General features: G+C 66.1%; 16 protein-coding genes and 1 other RNA gene. 15 read left to right on the top strand and 2 right to left on the bottom strand.

The features are described 5' to 3' along the window. The first annotated feature begins 71 nt into the window (after positions 1 to 71). Both katG and ACSQ23_RS16730 read left to right on the top strand, forming a co-directional pair. Entirely contained in the window at positions 72 to 2,243 is a 2,172-nt protein-coding gene (gene katG / locus ACSQ23_RS16735) for a catalase/peroxidase HPI (protein ID WP_436091265.1), read from the top strand. A 361-nt stretch (positions 2,244 to 2,604) separates the two neighbouring features. Then, complete coding sequence (locus tag ACSQ23_RS16730; protein ID WP_055880165.1) at positions 2,605 to 3,735, top strand: DUF2336 domain-containing protein; 1,131 nt, start codon at positions 2,605 to 2,607, stop codon at positions 3,733 to 3,735. A 65-nt stretch (positions 3,736 to 3,800) separates the two neighbouring features. Here ACSQ23_RS16730 and ACSQ23_RS16725 read toward each other — a convergent pair whose 3' ends face one another. After that, on the bottom strand, positions 3,801 to 4,412 hold the full coding sequence (locus ACSQ23_RS16725; protein ID WP_436091264.1) for a hypothetical protein: 612 nt from the start codon (positions 4,410 to 4,412) through the stop codon (positions 3,801 to 3,803). Between the two features lie 266 nt (positions 4,413 to 4,678). Next, positions 4,679 to 6,205, bottom strand: coding sequence for a winged helix-turn-helix domain-containing protein (locus ACSQ23_RS16720; RefSeq protein WP_436091263.1), 1,527 nt, complete (start codon positions 6,203 to 6,205; stop codon positions 4,679 to 4,681). A gap of 103 nt (positions 6,206 to 6,308) precedes the next feature. Between ACSQ23_RS16720 and ACSQ23_RS16715 the strand changes: the two genes are divergently transcribed. The 13 genes from ACSQ23_RS16715 (at position 6,309) to ACSQ23_RS16655 (ending at position 18,417) form a co-directional block, all read left to right on the top strand. Further along, the gene (locus tag ACSQ23_RS16715) at positions 6,309 to 7,271 is read left to right on the top strand and encodes an ArsR/SmtB family transcription factor (RefSeq protein ID WP_436091262.1); all 963 of its coding nucleotides are present in this window, start codon (positions 6,309 to 6,311) and stop codon (positions 7,269 to 7,271) included. Next, positions 7,268 to 8,167 (top strand): methylenetetrahydrofolate reductase [NAD(P)H], encoded by a 900-nt coding sequence (metF, locus tag ACSQ23_RS16710; protein ID WP_436091261.1) that lies wholly within the window; start codon positions 7,268 to 7,270, stop codon positions 8,165 to 8,167. Before ACSQ23_RS16715 ends, metF begins: the two co-directional genes overlap by 4 nt. Before the next feature lie 148 nt (positions 8,168 to 8,315). Next, on the top strand, positions 8,316 to 9,068 hold the full coding sequence (locus ACSQ23_RS16705) for a hypothetical protein (RefSeq protein ID WP_436091260.1): 753 nt from the start codon (positions 8,316 to 8,318) through the stop codon (positions 9,066 to 9,068). A gap of 156 nt (positions 9,069 to 9,224) precedes the next feature. Continuing rightward, entirely contained in the window at positions 9,225 to 9,923 is a 699-nt protein-coding gene (locus ACSQ23_RS16700) for a J domain-containing protein (RefSeq protein WP_055880158.1), read from the top strand. 60 nt (positions 9,924 to 9,983) lie between these two features. Then, an RNA gene (rnpB, locus tag ACSQ23_RS16695) (RNase P RNA component class A) lies at positions 9,984 to 10,367 on the top strand. 351 nt (positions 10,368 to 10,718) lie between these two features. Continuing rightward, positions 10,719 to 11,144 (top strand): hypothetical protein, encoded by a 426-nt coding sequence (locus tag ACSQ23_RS16690; RefSeq protein ID WP_436091259.1) that lies wholly within the window; start codon positions 10,719 to 10,721, stop codon positions 11,142 to 11,144. Between the two features lie 5 nt (positions 11,145 to 11,149). Continuing rightward, on the top strand, positions 11,150 to 11,377 hold the full coding sequence (locus ACSQ23_RS16685) for a helix-turn-helix transcriptional regulator (RefSeq protein ID WP_055880152.1): 228 nt from the start codon (positions 11,150 to 11,152) through the stop codon (positions 11,375 to 11,377). Beyond that, entirely contained in the window at positions 11,377 to 12,354 is a 978-nt protein-coding gene (locus ACSQ23_RS16680; protein ID WP_436091258.1) for an NAD(P)-dependent alcohol dehydrogenase, read from the top strand. The genes ACSQ23_RS16685 and ACSQ23_RS16680 overlap by 1 nt, the downstream gene beginning before the upstream one ends. Before the next feature lie 82 nt (positions 12,355 to 12,436). After that, on the top strand, positions 12,437 to 13,423 hold the full coding sequence (rsmH, locus tag ACSQ23_RS16675) for a 16S rRNA (cytosine(1402)-N(4))-methyltransferase RsmH (protein WP_436091257.1): 987 nt from the start codon (positions 12,437 to 12,439) through the stop codon (positions 13,421 to 13,423). Beyond that, positions 13,420 to 13,794 (top strand): cell division protein FtsL, encoded by a 375-nt coding sequence (gene ftsL / locus ACSQ23_RS16670; RefSeq protein WP_055880145.1) that lies wholly within the window; start codon positions 13,420 to 13,422, stop codon positions 13,792 to 13,794. Before rsmH ends, ftsL begins: the two co-directional genes overlap by 4 nt. Then, positions 13,795 to 15,519: a peptidoglycan D,D-transpeptidase FtsI family protein gene (locus ACSQ23_RS16665; RefSeq protein ID WP_436091256.1), complete on the top strand. Its 1,725-nt coding sequence runs from the start codon at positions 13,795 to 13,797 to the stop codon at positions 15,517 to 15,519. It begins immediately after the preceding gene. Between the two features lie 19 nt (positions 15,520 to 15,538). Then, complete coding sequence (locus ACSQ23_RS16660) at positions 15,539 to 16,987, top strand: UDP-N-acetylmuramoyl-L-alanyl-D-glutamate--2,6-diaminopimelate ligase (RefSeq protein ID WP_436091255.1); 1,449 nt, start codon at positions 15,539 to 15,541, stop codon at positions 16,985 to 16,987. Between the two features lie 5 nt (positions 16,988 to 16,992). Further along, entirely contained in the window at positions 16,993 to 18,417 is a 1,425-nt protein-coding gene (locus ACSQ23_RS16655; RefSeq protein ID WP_436091254.1) for a UDP-N-acetylmuramoyl-tripeptide--D-alanyl-D-alanine ligase, read from the top strand. Positions 18,418 to 18,430 lie beyond the last annotated feature (13 nt).

Genomic DNA, 18,430 nt, shown 5'->3' with positions numbered 1-18,430 from the left:
GCGCGCGGTCACCGTCGCGTCACCCGGAAGCCCTATCGCAACAACAGAACTCGAGACGGACGGAGACGACCATGGACGCAGCGAACGAAGGTGGTGCGGGCAAGTGCCCGGTGCCGCATGGCAGCGCGAGCCGCAGCAACCGTGACTGGTGGCCGAACCAGCTGGACCTGTCGGTGCTGCATCAGCACACGGCGCTGTCCAACCCGATGGGCTCGGCTTTCGACTACGCCCAGGCGTTTGAGAAACTCGATCTCAAGGCGCTGAAGGCCGACCTCACGGCGATGATGACCGATTCGCAGGATTGGTGGCCGGCCGATTTCGGCCATTACGGTCCGCTGTTCATCCGCATGGCCTGGCACAGCGCCGGCACCTATCGCACCGCCGATGGCCGCGGTGGTGGTGGCGGCGGGCAGCAGCGTTTCGCGCCGCTCAACAGCTGGCCCGATAACGTCAACCTCGACAAGGCGCGGCGCCTGCTGTGGCCGATCAAGCAGAAATACGGCTCGGCCATCTCCTGGGCCGATCTGATGATTCTCACCGGCAACGTCGCGCTGGAATCGATGGGCTTCAAGACCTTCGGTTTCGGCGGCGGCCGTGCCGACACCTGGGAGCCCGAGCTCGATATCTACTGGGGCAAGGAAGGCCAGTGGCTCTCCGACGAGGAGCGCTATGGCGGGGAGCGTGATCTCGAAAGCCCGCTGGCCGCGGTGCAGATGGGTCTCATCTACGTCAATCCCGAGGGGCCGGCCGGCAATCCGGATCCGCTCGCTTCGGCGCGCGATATCCGCGACACCTTTGCCCGCATGGCGATGAACGACGAAGAGACCGTGGCGCTGATCGCCGGCGGGCACACCTTCGGCAAGACCCATGGCGCGGGTGACGCCAAGCTCGTCGGCGTCGAGCCGGAAGCGGCGGGGATCGAAGAGCAGGGGCTCGGCTGGGTCAACAGCTTCGGCACCGGCAAGGGCGGCGACGCCATCGGCTCCGGGCTCGAAGTCACCTGGACCTCGACCCCGACCAAGTGGAGCAACAACTTCTTCTGGAACCTGTTCGGTTACGAGTGGGAGCTGACCAAGAGCCCGGCCGGCGCCCACCAGTGGACGCCCAAGCACGGCATGGGCGCCAACTCGGTGCCGGATGCGCATGACAAGGACAAGCGCCACGCCCCTTCCATGCTGACCTCCGATCTGGCGCTGCGCATCGACCCGGCCTACGAGAAGATTTCGCGCCGCTTCTTCGAGAATCCAGACCAGTTCGCCGACGCCTTCGCCCGCGCCTGGTTCAAGCTGACGCACCGCGACATGGGCCCGAAGGTTCGCTACCTCGGCCCGGAAGTGCCGGCGGAAGAGCTGATCTGGCAGGACCCGATCCCGGCGGTTATGCACGAGCTGGTCAACGACGCCGACATCGCGGCGCTCAAGGCAAAGATCCTTGCCACCGGTCTGACAGTCTCCGAACTGGTGAGCACGGCCTGGGCCTCGGCCTCGACCTATCGTGGCTCGGACATGCGCGGCGGCGCCAATGGCGCCCGCATCCGTCTGGCGCCGCAGAAGGATTGGGCGGTCAATCAGCCCGAACAGCTCGGCAAGGTGCTCGGCCATCTCGAGGCGATCCAGTCGGAGTTCGGCAAGCCCGTATCGCTGGCCGACCTGATCGTTCTCGCCGGTTCGGTGGGGATCGAGACGGCGGCCAAGGATGCCGGGCTCGATCTGGTGGTGCCGTTCACCCCGGGTCGCGCCGATGCGACGGCCGAACAGACCGATGCGGCCTCGTTCGCGCCGCTCGAGCCGACCGCTGACGGCTTCCGCAACTATTCGAACGGCCGCCAGCGCCTGTCGCCGGAGGAGAACCTGGTCGATCGCGCCCAGCTGCTCGGCCTCACCGCGCCGGAAATGACCGTGCTGGTGGGCGGGCTTCGCGCCCTTAGGGCGGGCCAGCCGCAGCATGGTGTGCTGACCAACCGGCCGGAAACGCTGAGCAACGACTTCTTCGTCAACCTGCTCGACATGGGCACGAAGTGGCGTCCGGCCTCGGAGGATCACAGCGTCTACCAGGGCGTCGATCGGGTCACCGGCGAGCCCAAATGGACCGCCACCCGCGTCGACCTGATCTTCGGCTCGCACTCGCAACTGCGGGCGATTGCCGAAGTCTACGGCCAGTCCGATGCGACCGAGAAGTTCGCGAAGGATTTCGTCGCGGCCTGGGTCAAGGTGATGAACGCCGATCGGTTTGATCTGGCGTAGGTTTCGCTAGTCGGGAAGCCATCACAGCGATGGCTTCCCGCTAGAGGGTCCTGGTCCTGATCCTCCACAACCACCGGTGTCATCCCAGCGAAAGCTGGGACCCATCTTTCCTCCAGTACGGGCTGTGAGTTGGGTCCCAGCTTTCGCTGGGATGACAGCCGGTGGCTTGGAGAGTGACTGCCTCCTACGCAGGTCAGTTCAGCCTTCTTCAACAACCGGGAGATGGGCTGGCGTATCGTCGTCAACGACACCTCACCAAACTGCCTGCAATTTGAATCAAATTTCCGCTCTTACCTTCAGCGCGCGCACTTAACTGCCGGGCCAAATTGCTCCGGTACGGCAGAAGCCGGAGGGAAGTGACATGACTGAGATGGAAGAAGGCACCACCCGAGCGTTTTCGACGTTCAGGGTCCTCAACGGTGACTCCAACATCGTGGAACGCGATCAGCTGTTCCGCAACATGGCCCAGCTCTACTCCTACGTGTCGGATCGCTGCGATGACGAGCAGGTCGCGCAGTACGACGAGGTGTTGTGCCAGCTGGCCGAATTGGTGGAATCCGAGGCGCGGGCCCATGTGGCCAAGCTCCTCGCTCCGCTTGACCGGGCGCCGGGCAACGTGGTGGTCAAGCTCGCCAATGACGAGATCGAAGTGGCGCAGCCGCTGCTCGAATTCTCCAATGTGCTGAGCGATGACGACCTGATCGAGATCATCGCCAACCAGACCGAGGAGCATCGCGTCGCCATTGCCGGCCGTACGCAGGTCCCGGAAAGAGTGGGCGAAGCGATCGTCGAACACGGCGAGACCGCGTCGGTGATCAAGCTGGTGCGCAATACCAATGCCGAGATCGGCCAGCAGGCGCTGGAGCGCCTCGCCGAGCGGGCGGCATCGGATGCGGCCATTGCCGCTGACCTTCGCGGCCGCGAAGACCTCGACTGGAAGAGCCTTGGCGGCAAGATCGAAGCGGTTGGCGACCGGGTCCGCGAGACCATGTCGCGCATCGACCCGCGCGTCGATCCGGTCACTGTCGGCAAGGTGCAGGCAGTGGTCTATAACCGCATGCGCAACCGCGCCGGCTTCTCCAGCCAGGAGTGGAAGGTCGCCTATAACCAGGTGAAGGCGCTGTCCGATCGGAAGCAGCTCGACGAGCGCGCGCTGATCCGCTTCGCCCGCTTCGGCTACGGCCATCACACCGCCGCCGCGCTCACCATGCTGCTGCGCGTCGGCCCCGAAGTTTTCGTCAAGTGGCTCGCCATGCAGGACTATGTGGCGATCACCGTGGCGCTCCGCGCCCTGGGCATCCAGCCCGACCTGTTCGAGGCAATGATCGCCTCGATGCCGTGGCGCGATCTGCCGAGCCAGGCCGACCTGCAGAATGTCCGCCGGCGCTTCGAAGCGCTGAGCAAGGACGAAGCGGTCGGCATCTTCGAGCTCTGGCGCACCCACGCCTTCCGCCGCCGGCTTCCCAACGAGGAAGTCGTCGGCGCTGCCTGAATACGCCGAACTCTGTCCAACTTCCTAAGGGCGATCCCGCAACGGATCGCCCTTTTTTCGTTTCGTCATTCGGTCAGCGCGGCGCGCACGGCTTCGGGTTCGGCTGGAACGATCTCCACCGGGGCGTTCCAGTACTCAGCGAATGCCAGCATGTCGAAATACTGGTTGGCGACCGTGCCGGTTGCCGTGGCCTTGTCGAGGAAGGCCTCCATCATTTCGACGCTGAGCTCAAGCCGGCCGAGGTACCAGCCGAACAGCGCGGTGCCTTCGGTGTCGGGCATCCCCTGGCCGGCGCCATAGCGCGCCACCGGCAGGTGGTTGAGAATCTTCACGCCTTCATCGGCCTGCATGTGCAGCCCGGCGATCCAGATATAGGCGCAGGCTGAGCGGCACTCGCCGACGGCGCGCGTCCACATGTAGCGCTCGTGGATGATGACGCCGATGCGCACCGCGCTCAGCAGATCGCCACCGGGACCGCTCAGCTCGACGATCCGCGGCTGCTTGCGGTTCACCTCGGCAAGGAAGATGCCGCCATCGACCGGGGTGATCGGCCCGGACAGGCGAAGCACGAGGTCGCCATTGGCGTTGGTGCGGTAGTCGTAGTCGGCGGCGAGCCCGGGCAGGGTCAGGCCGGCGAGCGCCCAGGCAGCGTCGGCAAGCAGTCGAAGGGCGTGCATTTCTTGTCTCCTTGTCACCCCGCGGGGCAAGGAGTGCCTCAGGTCGGCTGGCGCTGTCCTTTGGGCGCGATGAAATGTTCTTAAAGTCCTCGATTGGTGTCTCAGATGCTTCCCACCCACGGTGTCACCCCGGCGCAGGCCGGGGCCCATCCTGAGGTGGTGAGGTACTTGCGCAGGAGCCGCCACATCTCAGGATGGGTCCCGGCCTTCGCCGGGATGACATTGCGTTTGAGGCGCTGCTGGTGACGAAACTCAGCAGAAAGGCCTTAGCTTTCCCGCAGTCCCGCGAGGCGCAGCCCCTCGACGAGCACCCGGTCGCGGCCGTCGGGTTGACCGGTTCGGCCCAGGAGGCTCGATATCGTCAAGTTCGGCCAGATGGCGTGGGCGCGGGCCAGTTGCGCCTGCGCCTCGTCGAGGCGGCCGAGATGGGCATAGGCGGCGGCGACGATGCAGTGCGGGAAATCCACGCCCTCCGAAGCCGCGAGGCCGCGCAGCCCCCAGGCCAATGCCTCCTCGACCCGGCCGGCAGCGAGGTGGGCGCGGGCGATACCGTTGAGGCTCCAAAAGGTCTCGGCGAGGCCGGGCGACAGCTGCAGGAAGCGTTCATGGCTGGCGATCGCCCCGTCATAGTCGCCCATGAAGAAGTGGGCGTAGCCGGAGACGTTGGCGATCAACAGGCTGTTGGGGTTGGCCGCCTGAGCACGCCGGATCAAGGCGAGCCCGGTTGCGTGCTCGCCCGATATGGTGAGGCGAACGATGCCGGCGACCAGCATCACGTTCGGATCGTTGCCGTCCGCCGCTAACCCACGCGCCGCCAGGGCCAGCGCTTGCCTGGCGTCATCGACGCCGGGCGGCGCCGTGCCGCCACGGGTCAGCCGCATCTCGTGCGCCCAGGCGGCAAGGGCCAAAGCAGGGGCGAAATCCGGGTCGAGCGAAATGGCCCGCTCGAGCAACTCGATCGCCCGGTCGAAATCCTCGAGCTGGACGATCCGGACGCCCTGCATGAAGGGCAGCGCCTGCAGGTAGAGGTCGTAGGCATCGAGGTTTTCGGGCCGCTTGCGGCGGGCCCGCTCGATCTCGGCGCGGCGGAGTTGCGGTTCGATCAGGCCGATCACCGTCTCGGTGATGCTGTCCTGGAAATCGAGGATATCGCCGACCGCGCCGTCGAAGCTCTCGGCCCAGAGATGCGAGCCCGAGGCGCCGTCGATCAGCTGCGCCGTAACCCGCACCCGCGGTCCGGCGAGGCGAACGCTGCCCTCCAGCAGGTAGCGGGCGCCGAGGGCGCGCGCCACCTCGCGCACGTCCACGGCTCGGTCCTTGAAGGCCAAGGAGGAGTTGCGGGCGATGACCGCGAAGGACTTGAAGCGTGACAGCGCCGCGATCAATTCGGCGACGATGCCGTCGACGAAATAGTCCTCGGCGCGATCGCCGCTCAGGTTGGCGAAGGGCAGCACCGCGATGGCCGGGATGCCGGTCGTCGCGCCGCCGGCGTCGCGCACCAGCCGGTAACCGACACGCGCCACATTGCCGATCCATTCGGCGCCGTCGGGACGGGTGCCGAGGATCCTGCGCAGCGCCGCGACCTGCACCGCGAGGTTGCCTTCCTCGACGACGGTGTCGGGCCAGACCCGGTCCATCAGGTGCGACTTGCCGACGACCTCGCCATCGGCTTCGAGCAGGACCTGCAGCACGGTCGCGGCGCGACCGCCGAGCGATACGACATCGCCCCCGCGCAACAGCATCGCGCTGGCGGTGTCGAACAGGTAGGGGCCGAAGGCAATGCGCTCACCCATAGCGAAATGAGCCGTTTCGCGACCGATTGTGTCAAGCTCCGCCATGGGGCTGGACCTTGCGGCGCAAGGGATATAAAGATATCTTTATATCTCGTGAGGCGGAATGAACGATACGGCGGATTTGGTTGGGGTGCTGCGCGCGGCGGGGGAAACCACCCGGCTGCGGCTCCTGGCATTGCTGGCCGATGGCGAGCAGTCGGTCAAGGACCTCACCGAAATCCTCGGCCAGAGTCAGCCGCGGGTCTCACGTCATCTCAAACTGCTTGCCGACGCCGGGCTTATCACCCGCAATGCGGAGGGGGCCTGGGCCTATTACGGTCTGGCTCCCGACGGTCCGGGCGGCGATCTGGCGCGTTGGCTGATCGGCCGGCTGTCGGCGGAAGATGCCGAGCGGTTGCGCGACCGGCAACGGCTCGAGGCGGTACGGCTCAACCAGGCCGAGCAGGCCGCGGCGTATTTCGCCAAGGTCGCCGACAGCTGGGATCTGCTGCGCTCGCTGCATGTGCCCGAGGAGGCGGTGGAGACCGCCATCGTCGAGGCGATGCGGGGCAGGGTGGTCGATACCCTGATTGACCTGGGGACCGGCACCGGCCGCATGCTCGAGCTGCTGGCGGGGCACTATCGGCGCGGCATCGGCATCGATGCGAGCCGCGAGATGATCGCGGTAGCGCGGGCCAAGCTTGCCTCATGCTCGATCGGCCATGCCCAGGTGCGGCTTGGGGATATCGCCGATCTCGACGCCAGCGCCGGCCGCGCCGACGTGATCGTGATCCACCAGGTGCTGCATTATTTCGACGACCCGGGCCGGGTGCTGGCGCAAGCCCGTCGCGCCCTGAAGCCAGGTGGCGAGATGCTGATCGTCGATTTCGCGCCGCATGGGCTCGAGTTCCTGCGCTCGCACCACGCGCATCGCCGGCTCGGCCTCAGCGAGGCGCAGATGGCCGGTTGGGCGCGTGCCGCCGACCTCCAGGTCACCGAGCTCAAATCCTTCCCACCCACCAATCCGACCGAGGGGCTCACCGTGTGCCTCTGGCGGCTCACCGACGAGACGGACAAGCCGATATGAGTACTGACTACACCGACCGCCCGAGCCGCATGCGCCCGGACGTGCGGCCTAACTTCCAGGTCTCGTTCGAGTTCTTCCCGCCCAAGACCGACGTCATGGAGGAGCGGTTCTGGGACTCGATCCATAAGCTCGCGCCGTTGCACCCGCGCTTCGTCTCGGTGACCTATGGCGCCGGCGGATCGACGCGCGAGCGCACGCTCCGGATGGTGAGCCGGGTGAAGGCCGACACCGGCGTCGATGCGGCGGCGCACCTGACCTGCGTCGGGGCGACGCGCGACGAGGTCGATACGGTGGTGCGCGGCTACCAGGAGGCTGGGATCAGCCGCATCGTGGCGCTGCGCGGCGACCCGGCCGAAGGGATCGGCAAGCCGTTCACGCCGCATCCCAAGGGCTACAAGAACGCCGCGGACCTGGTCGCCGGCATCCGCCGGATCGGTGAGTTCGACATCTCGGTTGCGGCCTATCCGGAAAAGCATCCGCAAAGCCCGAGCTGGGAAGCGGACATCGACAACCTGAAGCGCAAGCTCGATGCCGGCGCGACCCGCGCCATCACCCAGATGTTCTTCGACAATGACGACTATTTCCGCTTCGTCGAGCGGGCGCGGGCGGCGGGGATCACGGCGCCGATCGTGCCGGGCATCCAGCCGATCCACTCGTTCAAGCAGATCTCCGGCTTTGCGGCGCGCTGCGGCGCATCGATCCCCGGCTGGGTGGCGGAGCGGTTCGAGGGGCTGGAGGAGGATCCCGAGACCCATGCGCTGGTTGCATCGGCGGTCGCCGCCGAACAGGTCTTGGAACTGGTCGACAATGGGATTACCGAGTTCCACTTCTATACGCTGAACCGCTCGAACCTGGTTCTGGCACTGGCGCGATTGTTGGGGGCAAGGCCCGACTGAGCAGTGGCTGGTAACGTGTTCAGCGTCCGTTCAGGTGGACTCGGGCACCGTCCATAGTGGGGCGATGCCTCAGCCATCCACAAAATGGCCACGTTAATTGGCTTCCGTCGGGCAGTGGGGACGGGGGCAAGTTGAAGGACAGCAGCCTATGAAACTCGATGGCAAGGTGAAGGGCGGATTGGCTTGGGCCGGTCTAGTCGTCATCCTCGCGGTGCCCGCCGCGAACATGGTCGTCGGCAACCCGACCAGCGGCACGGCGAACAGCGCCGTGACCACGGCAGACGCCGGCGCCACCAAGCCCCTGTTGAAGGTTCCTGCCGCAACAGGCAAGCCCGCCGCGACCGATCCGATCGTCACCGCCAGCGCCGCGACCGACCCGGTCGACAAGCTGCTCTCCAAGGGCAAGAAGCTGCCCTCGTATATTTCCGACGGCGACAGCGCGACGCCCGCAAAGCCGGCCGCCTCCGTGACCGACAAGCCGGCTGCACCGGTGAAGCTGAAGCCGATCTCGCCGACCACGCCGATCAAGACGCCCACCGAGGTGGCTACCGTCGCTCCGACCGAGGCCCCGCCGGTGCCGCTGCCGCGCGACTCACGGCCCAAGGCCACTGCGGTTGCCTCGCTGCCGGCGGCAGAGAAGCCGCTGATCGTCGATGAGAACAAGGTGCGCCAGCAGGAGAACGCCGCGGTCGAGCCGTTCCCGCTGAGCGACGATGAAGTCGTCACCGGCGACCAGCTCGAGGAATGGGATTCGGGCTCGCTCGCCGACTACCTCGAGCGCAAGGGCCTGTTGTCGCAGACCTCGGCAGACGAGGGCTACGACCCGGATGGGTTCTTCCTCGATGAGGGACCGAACAAGAAGAAGAAGCCCGTGCAGGACGACGACTTCTTCTTTTTCTGAAATCTGCGGCCGCCTCACGAGGCGGCCGAAACGTCATTAGTGCGCTTTCGCCGAAACGGCGAAATGCCTTAGGGGCCGACGATGCAATCCGCCGCATGTCTCATGGCTATGAAATTCCCGTTCGGCGGCTATTGTGCGCCGAGATCGGAGAGGCATATGTCGGTCTGGCAACGTCTTAGTGCCTTCATTGGGTCGCCCTCGGAACGCACGGGGCTGGTGGGCTCGATCATCAACGCCCTCGATCCCGACACCTGGCTGCCGGGTGGGCGCGATGCCGCGTTCACGCTGGCGCTGATTGCGCTCTCGGCCAAGATGGCGGTGTCGGATGGCGTGGTGACCGCCTCGGAACTGCGCGCCTTCCAGCGCACCGTGGAAATCCCGCCGGGCATCGAGGAGCAGGTCGACAAGCTGTTCAAGCTCGCCCAGCAGGATGTGGCCGGCTACGAGGCCTATGCCAAGAAGGTGCGCCGCTTCTTCATCGACAGCCCGGATACGCTGGAGCACGTGCTCGACAGCCTGTTCTTCATCGCCTCGGCCGACGGCATGATCCACGAAGCCGAGCTCGATTACCTCAAGAACGTCAGCGACATCTTCGGCTTCGACGATGCCCGATTCGAGCAGCTGACCTCGCAGCACGTGCTGTTCGACAAGGGGGCCGACCCCTATATCGTCCTCGGCCTTGCTCCGAGCGCCGAGCGCGACGAGGTGAAGCGGGTCTACCGCCTGCTGGTGGCCGAGCATCACCCCGACCGGCTGATCGCCAAGGGCGTGCCCGAGGAACTGATCGACGTGGCGACCGCCCGCATGGCGGCGATCAACAACGCCTATAACCAGATCATGAAGCGCGCCGCCTGACGGCGCGCAACCCGACTGTGCGCTTGACTGGACCGGGCTGCGTCCCCCATATGCGCCTCGCCAGTTGACCGGGTGGCCGCTCCTGTTTCCGTGGGAGAGGAAAGTCCGGGCTCCATCGAAATACGGTGACGGCTAACGGCCGCCGGGGGCGACCCCAGGGAAAGTGCCACAGAAAGCAAACCGCCTGTGCTTCGGCACAGGTAAGGATGAAAGGGTGCGGTAAGAGCGCACCGCGGACCTGGCAACAGGGACGGCACGGCAAACCCCACCGGGAGCAAGACCAAATAGGGATGACGCGGGGCTTGCCCCGGCCGGTTTTCGAGGCTTGTCATCCGGGTTGGTTGCATAAGGCCGGCAGTAATGCCGGTCAAAGATGAATGGTCACCACGTCAGCGTCGTGAGACGCAGGCCCTACAGAACCCGGCTTATAGGTCAACTGGCATTTCCTATTACCGAGCGGCCCGCCGCGCGAACCAGGCTTTGCAGTCGGGATTCCCTCTCCCGTTTACGGGGGAGGGGGGACCAGCCGAAAGGCTGGTGGGAGGGGGGGTGCCGCAGACTCTGGGGCCGGCCCCGTCCGCCCACCGTCAGTGCGTGGGGCCCCCCTCCCACCACGCTTTCGCGTGGTCCCCCCTCCCCCGCAAGCGGGAGAGGGTGCGCCGACTTCTAACTTCTGCGATGAATCAGAGATCCGACGGAGTCATCTATCTACGACACTGTGTATGAAAAACTTGACACAATGTCGTGTTCGTCTTACACACCTTCCCAACACTGAACCGTGGCTGGGAGGCCGGGATGAGTTTCAAGGAATGGGAAGCCGTGGTGAACATCATCGCGGCGATCGTGATCGGCGCCTGGGTGATCTTCGAGGGGCTGGCCAACCCGTCGGCGACGGTCGCGGCAGTGGCCGGCCGGCTGCTCTGGGCGATCCTCTACGGGGTGCTGTTCACCATCGCGGCGATGATCGTGATGTCGATCCTCGTCTCCATCGCGCGGCGCGAGGGGTTCAGGGATGAGAAGGCGGATGAACGCGACAAGCTGGTGGGCCTGCGCGCCATGCGCAACGGCTATGTCGTTGCCTCGATCGCCGGGGTCGCCAGCCTGTTCTATCTCGCCTTCGCGGCTGACCCCGCCGAGGCGGCGTACGTGCTGTTCTTTGGACTGATGCTGGCCGGCGTGGTCGATGCCGCCTCGCGGCTCGTCTACTACCGGATCGGCTGAGCGCCATGGGCAAGGGACAGGCACGGATCGACAACACCATCCGCACGCTTCGCTTCAATGCCGGCGAGATGACCCAGGCAGCGCTGGCCGAGAAGGTGGGCGTCACCCGCCAGACCATCGTCGCCATGGAGCAGGGGCGCTACTCGCCCTCGCTCGAAGTCGCCTTCCGGGTGGCGCGGGCCTTCGGCGTGCCGCTCGAGCAGGTGTTCCAGTATCGTGGGGAGGGCGAGTGATGCTTGCCGCAATCGTCGACCGCTATGGTGCTCCTGAAGCTCTGACGATCCGGGAGGTCCCGACGCCTGAGCCCGGACCCGAACAGGTGCTGGTGCAGATCCATGCCAGCGTCGTGACGCCCTCCGACGTGGCGTTCCGCAATGGCGAATTGTGGATCGCGCGGCTGTTCTCCGGTCCGTTCAAGCCGCGGCTGCCGATCCTCGGAGATGCCTTTGCCGGCACGGTCGTCCGCGTCGGGGCCGGTGTCACCGGCTTCGCCGTCGGCGATCGGGTTGCCGGCTCGACCGGTCCCGAGCTTGCCGCGCATGCTCAGTTCGCCGTCCTCGATCAGGCTGGCGCGATCGTCAAACTGCCGGACGGAGTGGCGTTCGGCGCCGCGGCCGGGCTCTGCGACGGCGGGCTCACGGCGCTGCCGTTCCTGCGCGACCAGGGTCAGGTGCGGGCGGGGCAGCATGTGCTGGTCAATGGTGCGTCAGGCAGCATCGGTACCACCGCCGTGCAACTGGCACGGGCCATGGGCGCGGTGGTGACGGGGGTCACCAGTACACGCAATGTCGAACTGGTCCGCGCGCTCGGGGCGGATCGGGTAGTCGACTACACGAAAGAGGATTTCAGCGCCGCCGATGCGGCCTATGACGTGATCTTCGATACGGTCGGCAAATCCAGCTTCGCCCGCTGCGTGGCGGCGCTGAAGCCGGAGGGCATTTACCTCTCGCCGACGCCGATGCTGTCGCCCTCGATGCTGAGGAAGACCGGCCGCCGGGCCCGCTTCGCTGCCACCGGCCTGAGGCGGCCGGCCGACAAGGCCAAGGACCTGATCCAGCTGTTCGACTGGGTGAGTCAAGAGAAACTCCGCACCGTCATCGAACGTGAGTGCACGCTGGCCGAGATCGCCGCGGCGCATGCCCGGGTCGAGACCGGCCACAAGGTCGGATCCATCGTGGTGAACATGCCCGTAACCTCAATGGAACCTTAACCTCCCCGCCGCAAAGTGCGCCGATACCCAGTATGGGTGATTTTTCTTGTACCGGCGGCGCCGGCGTGGAGTTCGAGCGGGAATGAGTGAGCCCAAGGGCAGCGACAGCCAGGCGCCACATGTGCCGGTGCTGCTGGCCGAGGTGCTCGATGCGCTGGCCCCGCTGAAGGGCGCGCGTATCCTCGATGGTACGTTCGGGGCAGGGGGCTATTCCCGCGCCCTGCTGGAAGCCGGCGCTTCCGTGGTGGCGCTCGATCGCGACCCCTCGGTGCTGCCGCACGCCGAACGGCTCAGCGCCGATTTCCCGAATCGCTTCAAGTTCGTGCCCGGCACCTTTTCCAATCTGGATGAGCTGGCCGATGGCCCGGTCGATGGCGTGGTGCTCGATATCGGCGTCTCCTCGATGCAGCTCGACCAGGCGCAGCGCGGCTTCTCCTTCATGCAGGAAGGCCCGCTCGACATGCGGATGTCGTCGGATGGCGAGTCGGCGGCTGACCTGGTGAACAACCTGGATGAGGCAGAGCTCGCCAACCTGCTGTTCGCCTTCGGCGAGGAGCGCAAATCGCGCCGCATCGCCAGCGCTGTCGTCGCGGCGCGCGCCACGGCGCCGATCGCGACCACGACGCAGCTGGCGCGGCTCATCGAAAAGACCATCGGCCGCAAGCCCGGCGATGCGCACCCGGCGACCCGCAGCTTCCAGGCGCTCCGCATCGCGGTGAATGGCGAGTTCGACCAACTGGTCGGCGGGCTGTTCGCCAGCGAGCGGCTCTTGGCCGAGGGTGGGCGGCTCGCCGTCGTCACCTTCCATTCGCTCGAAGACCGGATCGTCAAACGCTTCTTCGACCCCGAGAAAGGGGCGCCGACGCAGTCCCGCCACCTGCCGCAGGTTGTCCTCGAGGCGCCGCGCTGGGCCCGAGCCGGTAAGGCGCTGAAGGCCTCGTCCGCCGAGCTCGCGCGCAATCCGCGCTCCCGTTCCGCCACTTTGCGCGCGGGGACCAGGACCACCGCTCCGGCGCGCGTCATGAGTTACGCCGGGCTTGGCGTGCCGCTGTCGCGAGGTGCCGCATGATCAAGATGCTCAACGCCGTGATGGTCTGCACCAGCCTTGTCGGGCTGGTCGGCGTCTATGCGCTCAAGTACTCGGTCGAGGACATCGCCAGCGCCAAGGTGGCGCTCGAGCGCAAGATCGACCGGCAGGAAGGCGATCTCAGTCTGCTCAAGGCCGATTGGTCGTACCTCAACCAGCCCGCCCACGTCGCGCCGATCGTCGCCCGCCATCAGGAGGCGCTGGCGCTGGTGCCGACGGCGCAGGATCAGTTCGGCCGCATGGACAACCTGCCGATGCGACCGGCCGCACCCGACACGGTAGCGCTCGATGCGCTGCTTTCCTCGCTCGATGCGGGCATCGACCCGATCGAACAGCTGATCGAGGCCAACTAGATGGCGATCATCACCGAAGGCGCCGAGACCATTTCGCTTGATGGCGGGCGGAAGGCGCGCGGCAATCTCACCAAGGCGCGCATCCGCTGGGTCATCGTGGCGCTGGTGCTGGTGTTCGCCACGGTCGGCGGCCGGCTGATCCAACTCGGCGCCACCGTCACCGATTCCACCATCGAGGGCATCGAACGCGATGTCATCACCGCCAGCCGCCCGCCGGTGCTCGATCGCAACGGGCTCGAGATGGCAGTCGATATCCGCGTTCCCTCGTTGTTCGCCGAGCCGCGTCGCATCATCGATGTCGAAGAAGCGGTGCAGAAGCTCAGGACCGTGCTGCCCGACCTCAACGAGGATTGGCTGCGCAAGCGCCTCAGCGGCGACAAGGGCTTCGTCTGGGTGAAGCGCGAGCTGACCCCGGCAATCGAGGAGAAGATCTTCCAGCTCGGCATTCCCGGGCTCGATTTCGTTACCGAAAGCAAGCGCTTCTACCCCTCGGGGCAGGAGGCGTCGCACATCCTCGGCTCGGTCAATATCGACAACCAGGGCACCATGGGCATCGAAAAGCACATGGACGACGACAGCCTGGCGCTGCTGCAGTCGATCGGCCTCGCCCGCGGCAACGAGATGACGCCGGTGAACCTCGCCGTCGACCTGCGCGTGCAGCACGTGATGTACGAGCAGTTGCAGGATGCGCTGGTCCGCTACAAGGCGATCGCCGCTGCCGGCGTGATGATGGACGTGAAGACCGGCGAGATCGTCGCGCTGGCGTCGTTGCCGGATTTCGACCCGAACAACCCCTCGACCCTGTTCCAGGACTATAACGGGGTGAAGAACGACCGCTTCAACCGCATCACCTCGGGCATCTACGAGCTTGGCTCGACCTTCAAGACGGTGACGCTGGCCGGGGCGCTGGATAGCGGCAAGGTGCGCATCACCGACCAGTTCGATGCCCGTTTCGGGGTGCGCTTCGGTCGCTTCACCATCGACGATTTCCACGGCAAGCACCGCGTGCTGAGCGTGCCCGAGGTCTACAAGTACTCGTCCAATATCGGCACCATCAAGATCATGCAGCAGCTGGGCAAGGACGACTTCCGCGCCTTCCTGGGCAAGATCGGCATGGACAAGCCGGTGCCGTTCGAGCTGCCCGAAATGCGCAAGCCCAAGGTGCCGGACAAGTTCTCCGAGATCGTTGCGGCGACCTCGAGCTTCGGGCACGGCCTGTCGGTGTCGCCGCTCCACATGGTTCGGGCCGTCGCGGCCTTCGTCAACGATGGCAACATGGTGCCGCCGACGCTCTACAAGCGCAGCGAAGCCGAGGCGCGCCAGCTCTATGAGCAGGTGATTTCGCCGGGCACCAGTGCCGAGGTCCGCTACCTGATGCGGCTCAATGCGCTCGAGGGCTCGGGCACGCAGATGAACAAGCTGGCCAACGGCTACCGGGTGGGCGGCAAGACCGGCACCGCCGAAAAGGTCGTGGGAAGGACATACTCTTCGGACAAGACCTTCGCGGTGTTCGCGTCGGCTTTCCCGCTCGACAATCCGCGTTACGCCATGGTGGTGATCGTCGACGAGCCGCAGGACGAAAATGCCCAGTCGGGCCATACGGCCGGCTGGAACGCCGGCCAGGTGACCGGTCGTGTGGTGCAGAGGGTTGCGCCGATGCTTGGAATCGCGCCCGACTTCAGCGAAATGTTGGATACAAGCCTTGTCCCAGTCGAACTCCGCTGAAGCCATTCGAGAAGAAAGCGTGGACGTGCCTTTCGCGCTCACAGAACTGCTGAAAGGGGCAGGAGCCCCTGAGGTCCCAGCCATCGAGGTCGAGGGCATCAATGCCGACAGCCGCGCCATCGGACGCGGCGAGGCGTTCTTCGCGCTGCCCGGCACGCGCGTGCATGGCGATGGCTTTGCGGCGCAGGCCGTCGGCCGCGGCGCCAGCGTGATGATCAGCGATCGCCAGCCGGGCGCCGACCCCGGCATCCCGGTAGTGCTGGTCGAGGATGTGCGGGCGGCCTATGCGCAGGCGGCCGCCCGGCAATTTGCGCCGCAGCCTGATGTCGCGGTCGCCGTCACCGGCACCAATGGCAAATCCTCGATCGTATCGTTCGTGCGCCAGATCTGGGACGCCTGCGGCATCGCGGCGGCCAGCCTCGGCACGGTGGGCGTCGAGACCAGTGCCGGCATCCGGCCGCGCGAACTCACCACCTCTGACGCGCTGTCGCTGCATCGCGACCTCGGCGAGCTCAAGGCCGAAGGCATCGGCCACATCGCCATGGAAGCTTCTAGCCAGGGGCTCGACCAGCGCCGGGTCGACGGCATCCGCTTCAACGCCGTGGCCTTCACCAATCTCAGTCGCGATCATCTCGACTATCACCGCGACATGGACACGTACCGGGACGCGAAACTCCGCTTGTTCACCGACCTGATCGCCGAGGGCGGCGCGGCGGTGGTCAATGCCGACGACCCCGAGCACATGCCATTCCTGTTCGCGGCGCTAGACCGCGGCGCGACGCTGATGACGGTGGGCAAGGAAGGCGCCTTCCTCGAACTCACCGAGATCCGCAACGAGGGCTATGGCCAGCGGGTCACCGCCCGCATGGTCGGCGAGCCGGTCAGTTTCCTCTTGCCGCTCACCGGTGCGTTCCAGGTCAACAATGCCGCGGTGGCACTGGCGCTGGCCGTCGCCACCGGCGCCTCCGCCGACAAGGCGGTGAAGGCGCTGGAGCATCTCAAGGGCGCCAAGGGGCGGCTCGAGCTGGTGGCCGAGCACAATGGCGCGGCGATCTTCGTCGATTACTCGCATAAACCGGTAGCGCTCGAGACAGCGCTCGAGTCGCTCAGGCCCTATGCCAGGAACCAGTTGCGGCTGGTGTTCGGCTGCGGCGGTGATCGCGACAAGGGCAAGCGCCCGATCATGGGGGACGTGGCCGAGCGGCTGGCCGACGATGTCATCGTCACCGACGACAACCCGCGCACCGAGGACGCGGCGACCATTCGCGCCGAAATCCTCGCCGCCGTGCCCAGGGCACTCGAGGTCGGCGATCGCCGCAAGGCGATCGAGACCGGCATTTCACGTTTAGAGCCGGGCGACGTGCTGCTGATTGCGGGCAAGGGCCACGAGGACTATCAGATCATCGGCACCACCAAGCACCATTTCTCCGACCACGAAGTGGTGCTGGAGACGCTGAAAGGACTCTAGCGCCGATGCGACCGCTCTGGACCGTCGCCGAGGTCGTCAAAGCCACCGGCGGCCGGCCCGAAGGCCTGTCGGATGGCCCGATCTCTTCGATCTCGATCGATTCCCGCGAAATCGCCCCGGAGGCGCTGTTCGTCGCGATCCGCGGCGACACCCATGACGGGCACGATTTCGTGGCGAAGGCGATCGAAGCCGGCGCCACCGCGGCGCTGGTGTCGGAGGCCTATCACGCCGCGCATGGCGGCAAGAACCTGATCGTCGTGCTCGATACCCTCAAGGCGCTCGAGCAGCTCGGCATCGCGGCGCGAGCCCGCAATCGCGGCCAGATCATCGCGGTGACCGGCAGCGCCGGCAAGACCACCACCAAGGAAGCGATCCGCACCGTGCTCGCCGCCTATGGTGAGACGCACTACTCGATCAAGAGCTTCAACAACCACTGGGGCGTGCCGCTGATGCTGGCGCGGCTGCCGCGCGAAGCGCAGTTCGGGGTGTTCGAGATCGGCATGAACCATGCCGGCGAGATCACGCCGCTGGTGCAGATGGTCCGCCCGCATATCGCTGTCATCACCACGGTGGCGGCGGCGCATCTCGAGTTCTTCGACTCGGTCGCCGACATCGCCGCAGCCAAGGCCGAGATCTTCCTCGGTCTCGAGCCCGGCGGCACGGCGCTGCTCAACGCCGACCACGATCACCTGCATATCCTGTTCGCCCACGCCCGGGCGGCTGGTGTCGGCAAAGTGGTGACCTATGGCTTCGACGAGAGCGCCGACTGGCATATCGGCCGGGTCGACACCTCGGCCTCGACGACACTGGCCGAGGTGACGCACGGCGTCGACCGCTACGATCTCAGGCTGCAGGTGCCCGGCCGCCACATGGTGGCGAATGCCGTGGCGGCGCTGGCGGTGGCGCAGATTTCGGGCGAGGGCACCCGCGCTGCGGTGGTGGCGCTTGCCAAGTTCGGCGCGCCGGAGGGCAGGGGGCTGACCCTGCGGTTGGGCCCCAACGCCAAGCCGCTGCTGCTGGTCGATGAGAGCTACAACGCCAACGTCGCCTCGATGACCGCGGCGATGGACCTCTATGGCTCAGTGCGTCCACCCGATGGCCGCAAGTTCCTGGTGCTCGGCGATATGCTTGAGATGGGACCGCAGGGCCCACAGCTGCATGCCGGGCTCGCCAACGCGGTGCTGAAGACCGGCGCCACCGAGATCTACCTGGTCGGCGCGGCGATGCGTTCGCTGGCCGATGAGCTCCGGCATCGGGCTGAGAACGACCGCGACATTCCCGCTGTGACGCATATGCCGAGCGCCGAGGAGATCAGTGATACCGTGCTCTCGGCGCTTGCCTATGGCGACGCAGTTATGGTCAAAGGGTCGAAAGGCGTCCGCCTCTCACCTCTGGTGCAGAAGATCCGCGAGCGCTTCCAGAACGCCTAAAGCGCTTTCAGTC

The sequence above is a fragment of the Devosia sp. LjRoot16 genome, from assembly GCF_964252795.1.
GTDB lineage: Bacteria > Pseudomonadota > Alphaproteobacteria > Rhizobiales > Devosiaceae > Devosia_A.
Note: the sequence above shows the minus strand (reverse complement) of the source record. Positions and strands in the feature narration are given on the sequence as shown.

Excerpts from the sequence above, each read along its gene's own strand:
- katG (WP_436091265.1), top strand. The coding sequence starts at position 72 with ATGGACGCAGCGAACGAAGGTGGTGCGGGCAAGTGCCCGGTGCCGCAT.
- ACSQ23_RS16730 (WP_055880165.1), top strand. The coding sequence starts at position 2,605 with ATGACTGAGATGGAAGAAGGCACCACCCGAGCGTTTTCGACGTTCAGG.
- ACSQ23_RS16725 (WP_436091264.1), bottom strand. The coding sequence starts at position 4,412 with ATGCACGCCCTTCGACTGCTTGCCGACGCTGCCTGGGCGCTCGCCGGC.
- ACSQ23_RS16720 (WP_436091263.1), bottom strand. The coding sequence starts at position 6,205 with ATGGGTGAGCGCATTGCCTTCGGCCCCTACCTGTTCGACACCGCCAGC.
- ACSQ23_RS16715 (WP_436091262.1), top strand. The coding sequence starts at position 6,309 with ATGAACGATACGGCGGATTTGGTTGGGGTGCTGCGCGCGGCGGGGGAA.
- metF (WP_436091261.1), top strand. The coding sequence starts at position 7,268 with ATGAGTACTGACTACACCGACCGCCCGAGCCGCATGCGCCCGGACGTG.
- ACSQ23_RS16705 (WP_436091260.1), top strand. The coding sequence starts at position 8,316 with ATGAAACTCGATGGCAAGGTGAAGGGCGGATTGGCTTGGGCCGGTCTA.
- ACSQ23_RS16700 (WP_055880158.1), top strand. The coding sequence starts at position 9,225 with ATGTCGGTCTGGCAACGTCTTAGTGCCTTCATTGGGTCGCCCTCGGAA.
- ACSQ23_RS16690 (WP_436091259.1), top strand. The coding sequence starts at position 10,719 with ATGAGTTTCAAGGAATGGGAAGCCGTGGTGAACATCATCGCGGCGATC.
- ACSQ23_RS16685 (WP_055880152.1), top strand. The coding sequence starts at position 11,150 with ATGGGCAAGGGACAGGCACGGATCGACAACACCATCCGCACGCTTCGC.
- ACSQ23_RS16680 (WP_436091258.1), top strand. The coding sequence starts at position 11,377 with ATGCTTGCCGCAATCGTCGACCGCTATGGTGCTCCTGAAGCTCTGACG.
- rsmH (WP_436091257.1), top strand. The coding sequence starts at position 12,437 with ATGAGTGAGCCCAAGGGCAGCGACAGCCAGGCGCCACATGTGCCGGTG.
- ftsL (WP_055880145.1), top strand. The coding sequence starts at position 13,420 with ATGATCAAGATGCTCAACGCCGTGATGGTCTGCACCAGCCTTGTCGGG.
- ACSQ23_RS16665 (WP_436091256.1), top strand. The coding sequence starts at position 13,795 with ATGGCGATCATCACCGAAGGCGCCGAGACCATTTCGCTTGATGGCGGG.
- ACSQ23_RS16655 (WP_436091254.1), top strand. The coding sequence starts at position 16,993 with ATGCGACCGCTCTGGACCGTCGCCGAGGTCGTCAAAGCCACCGGCGGC.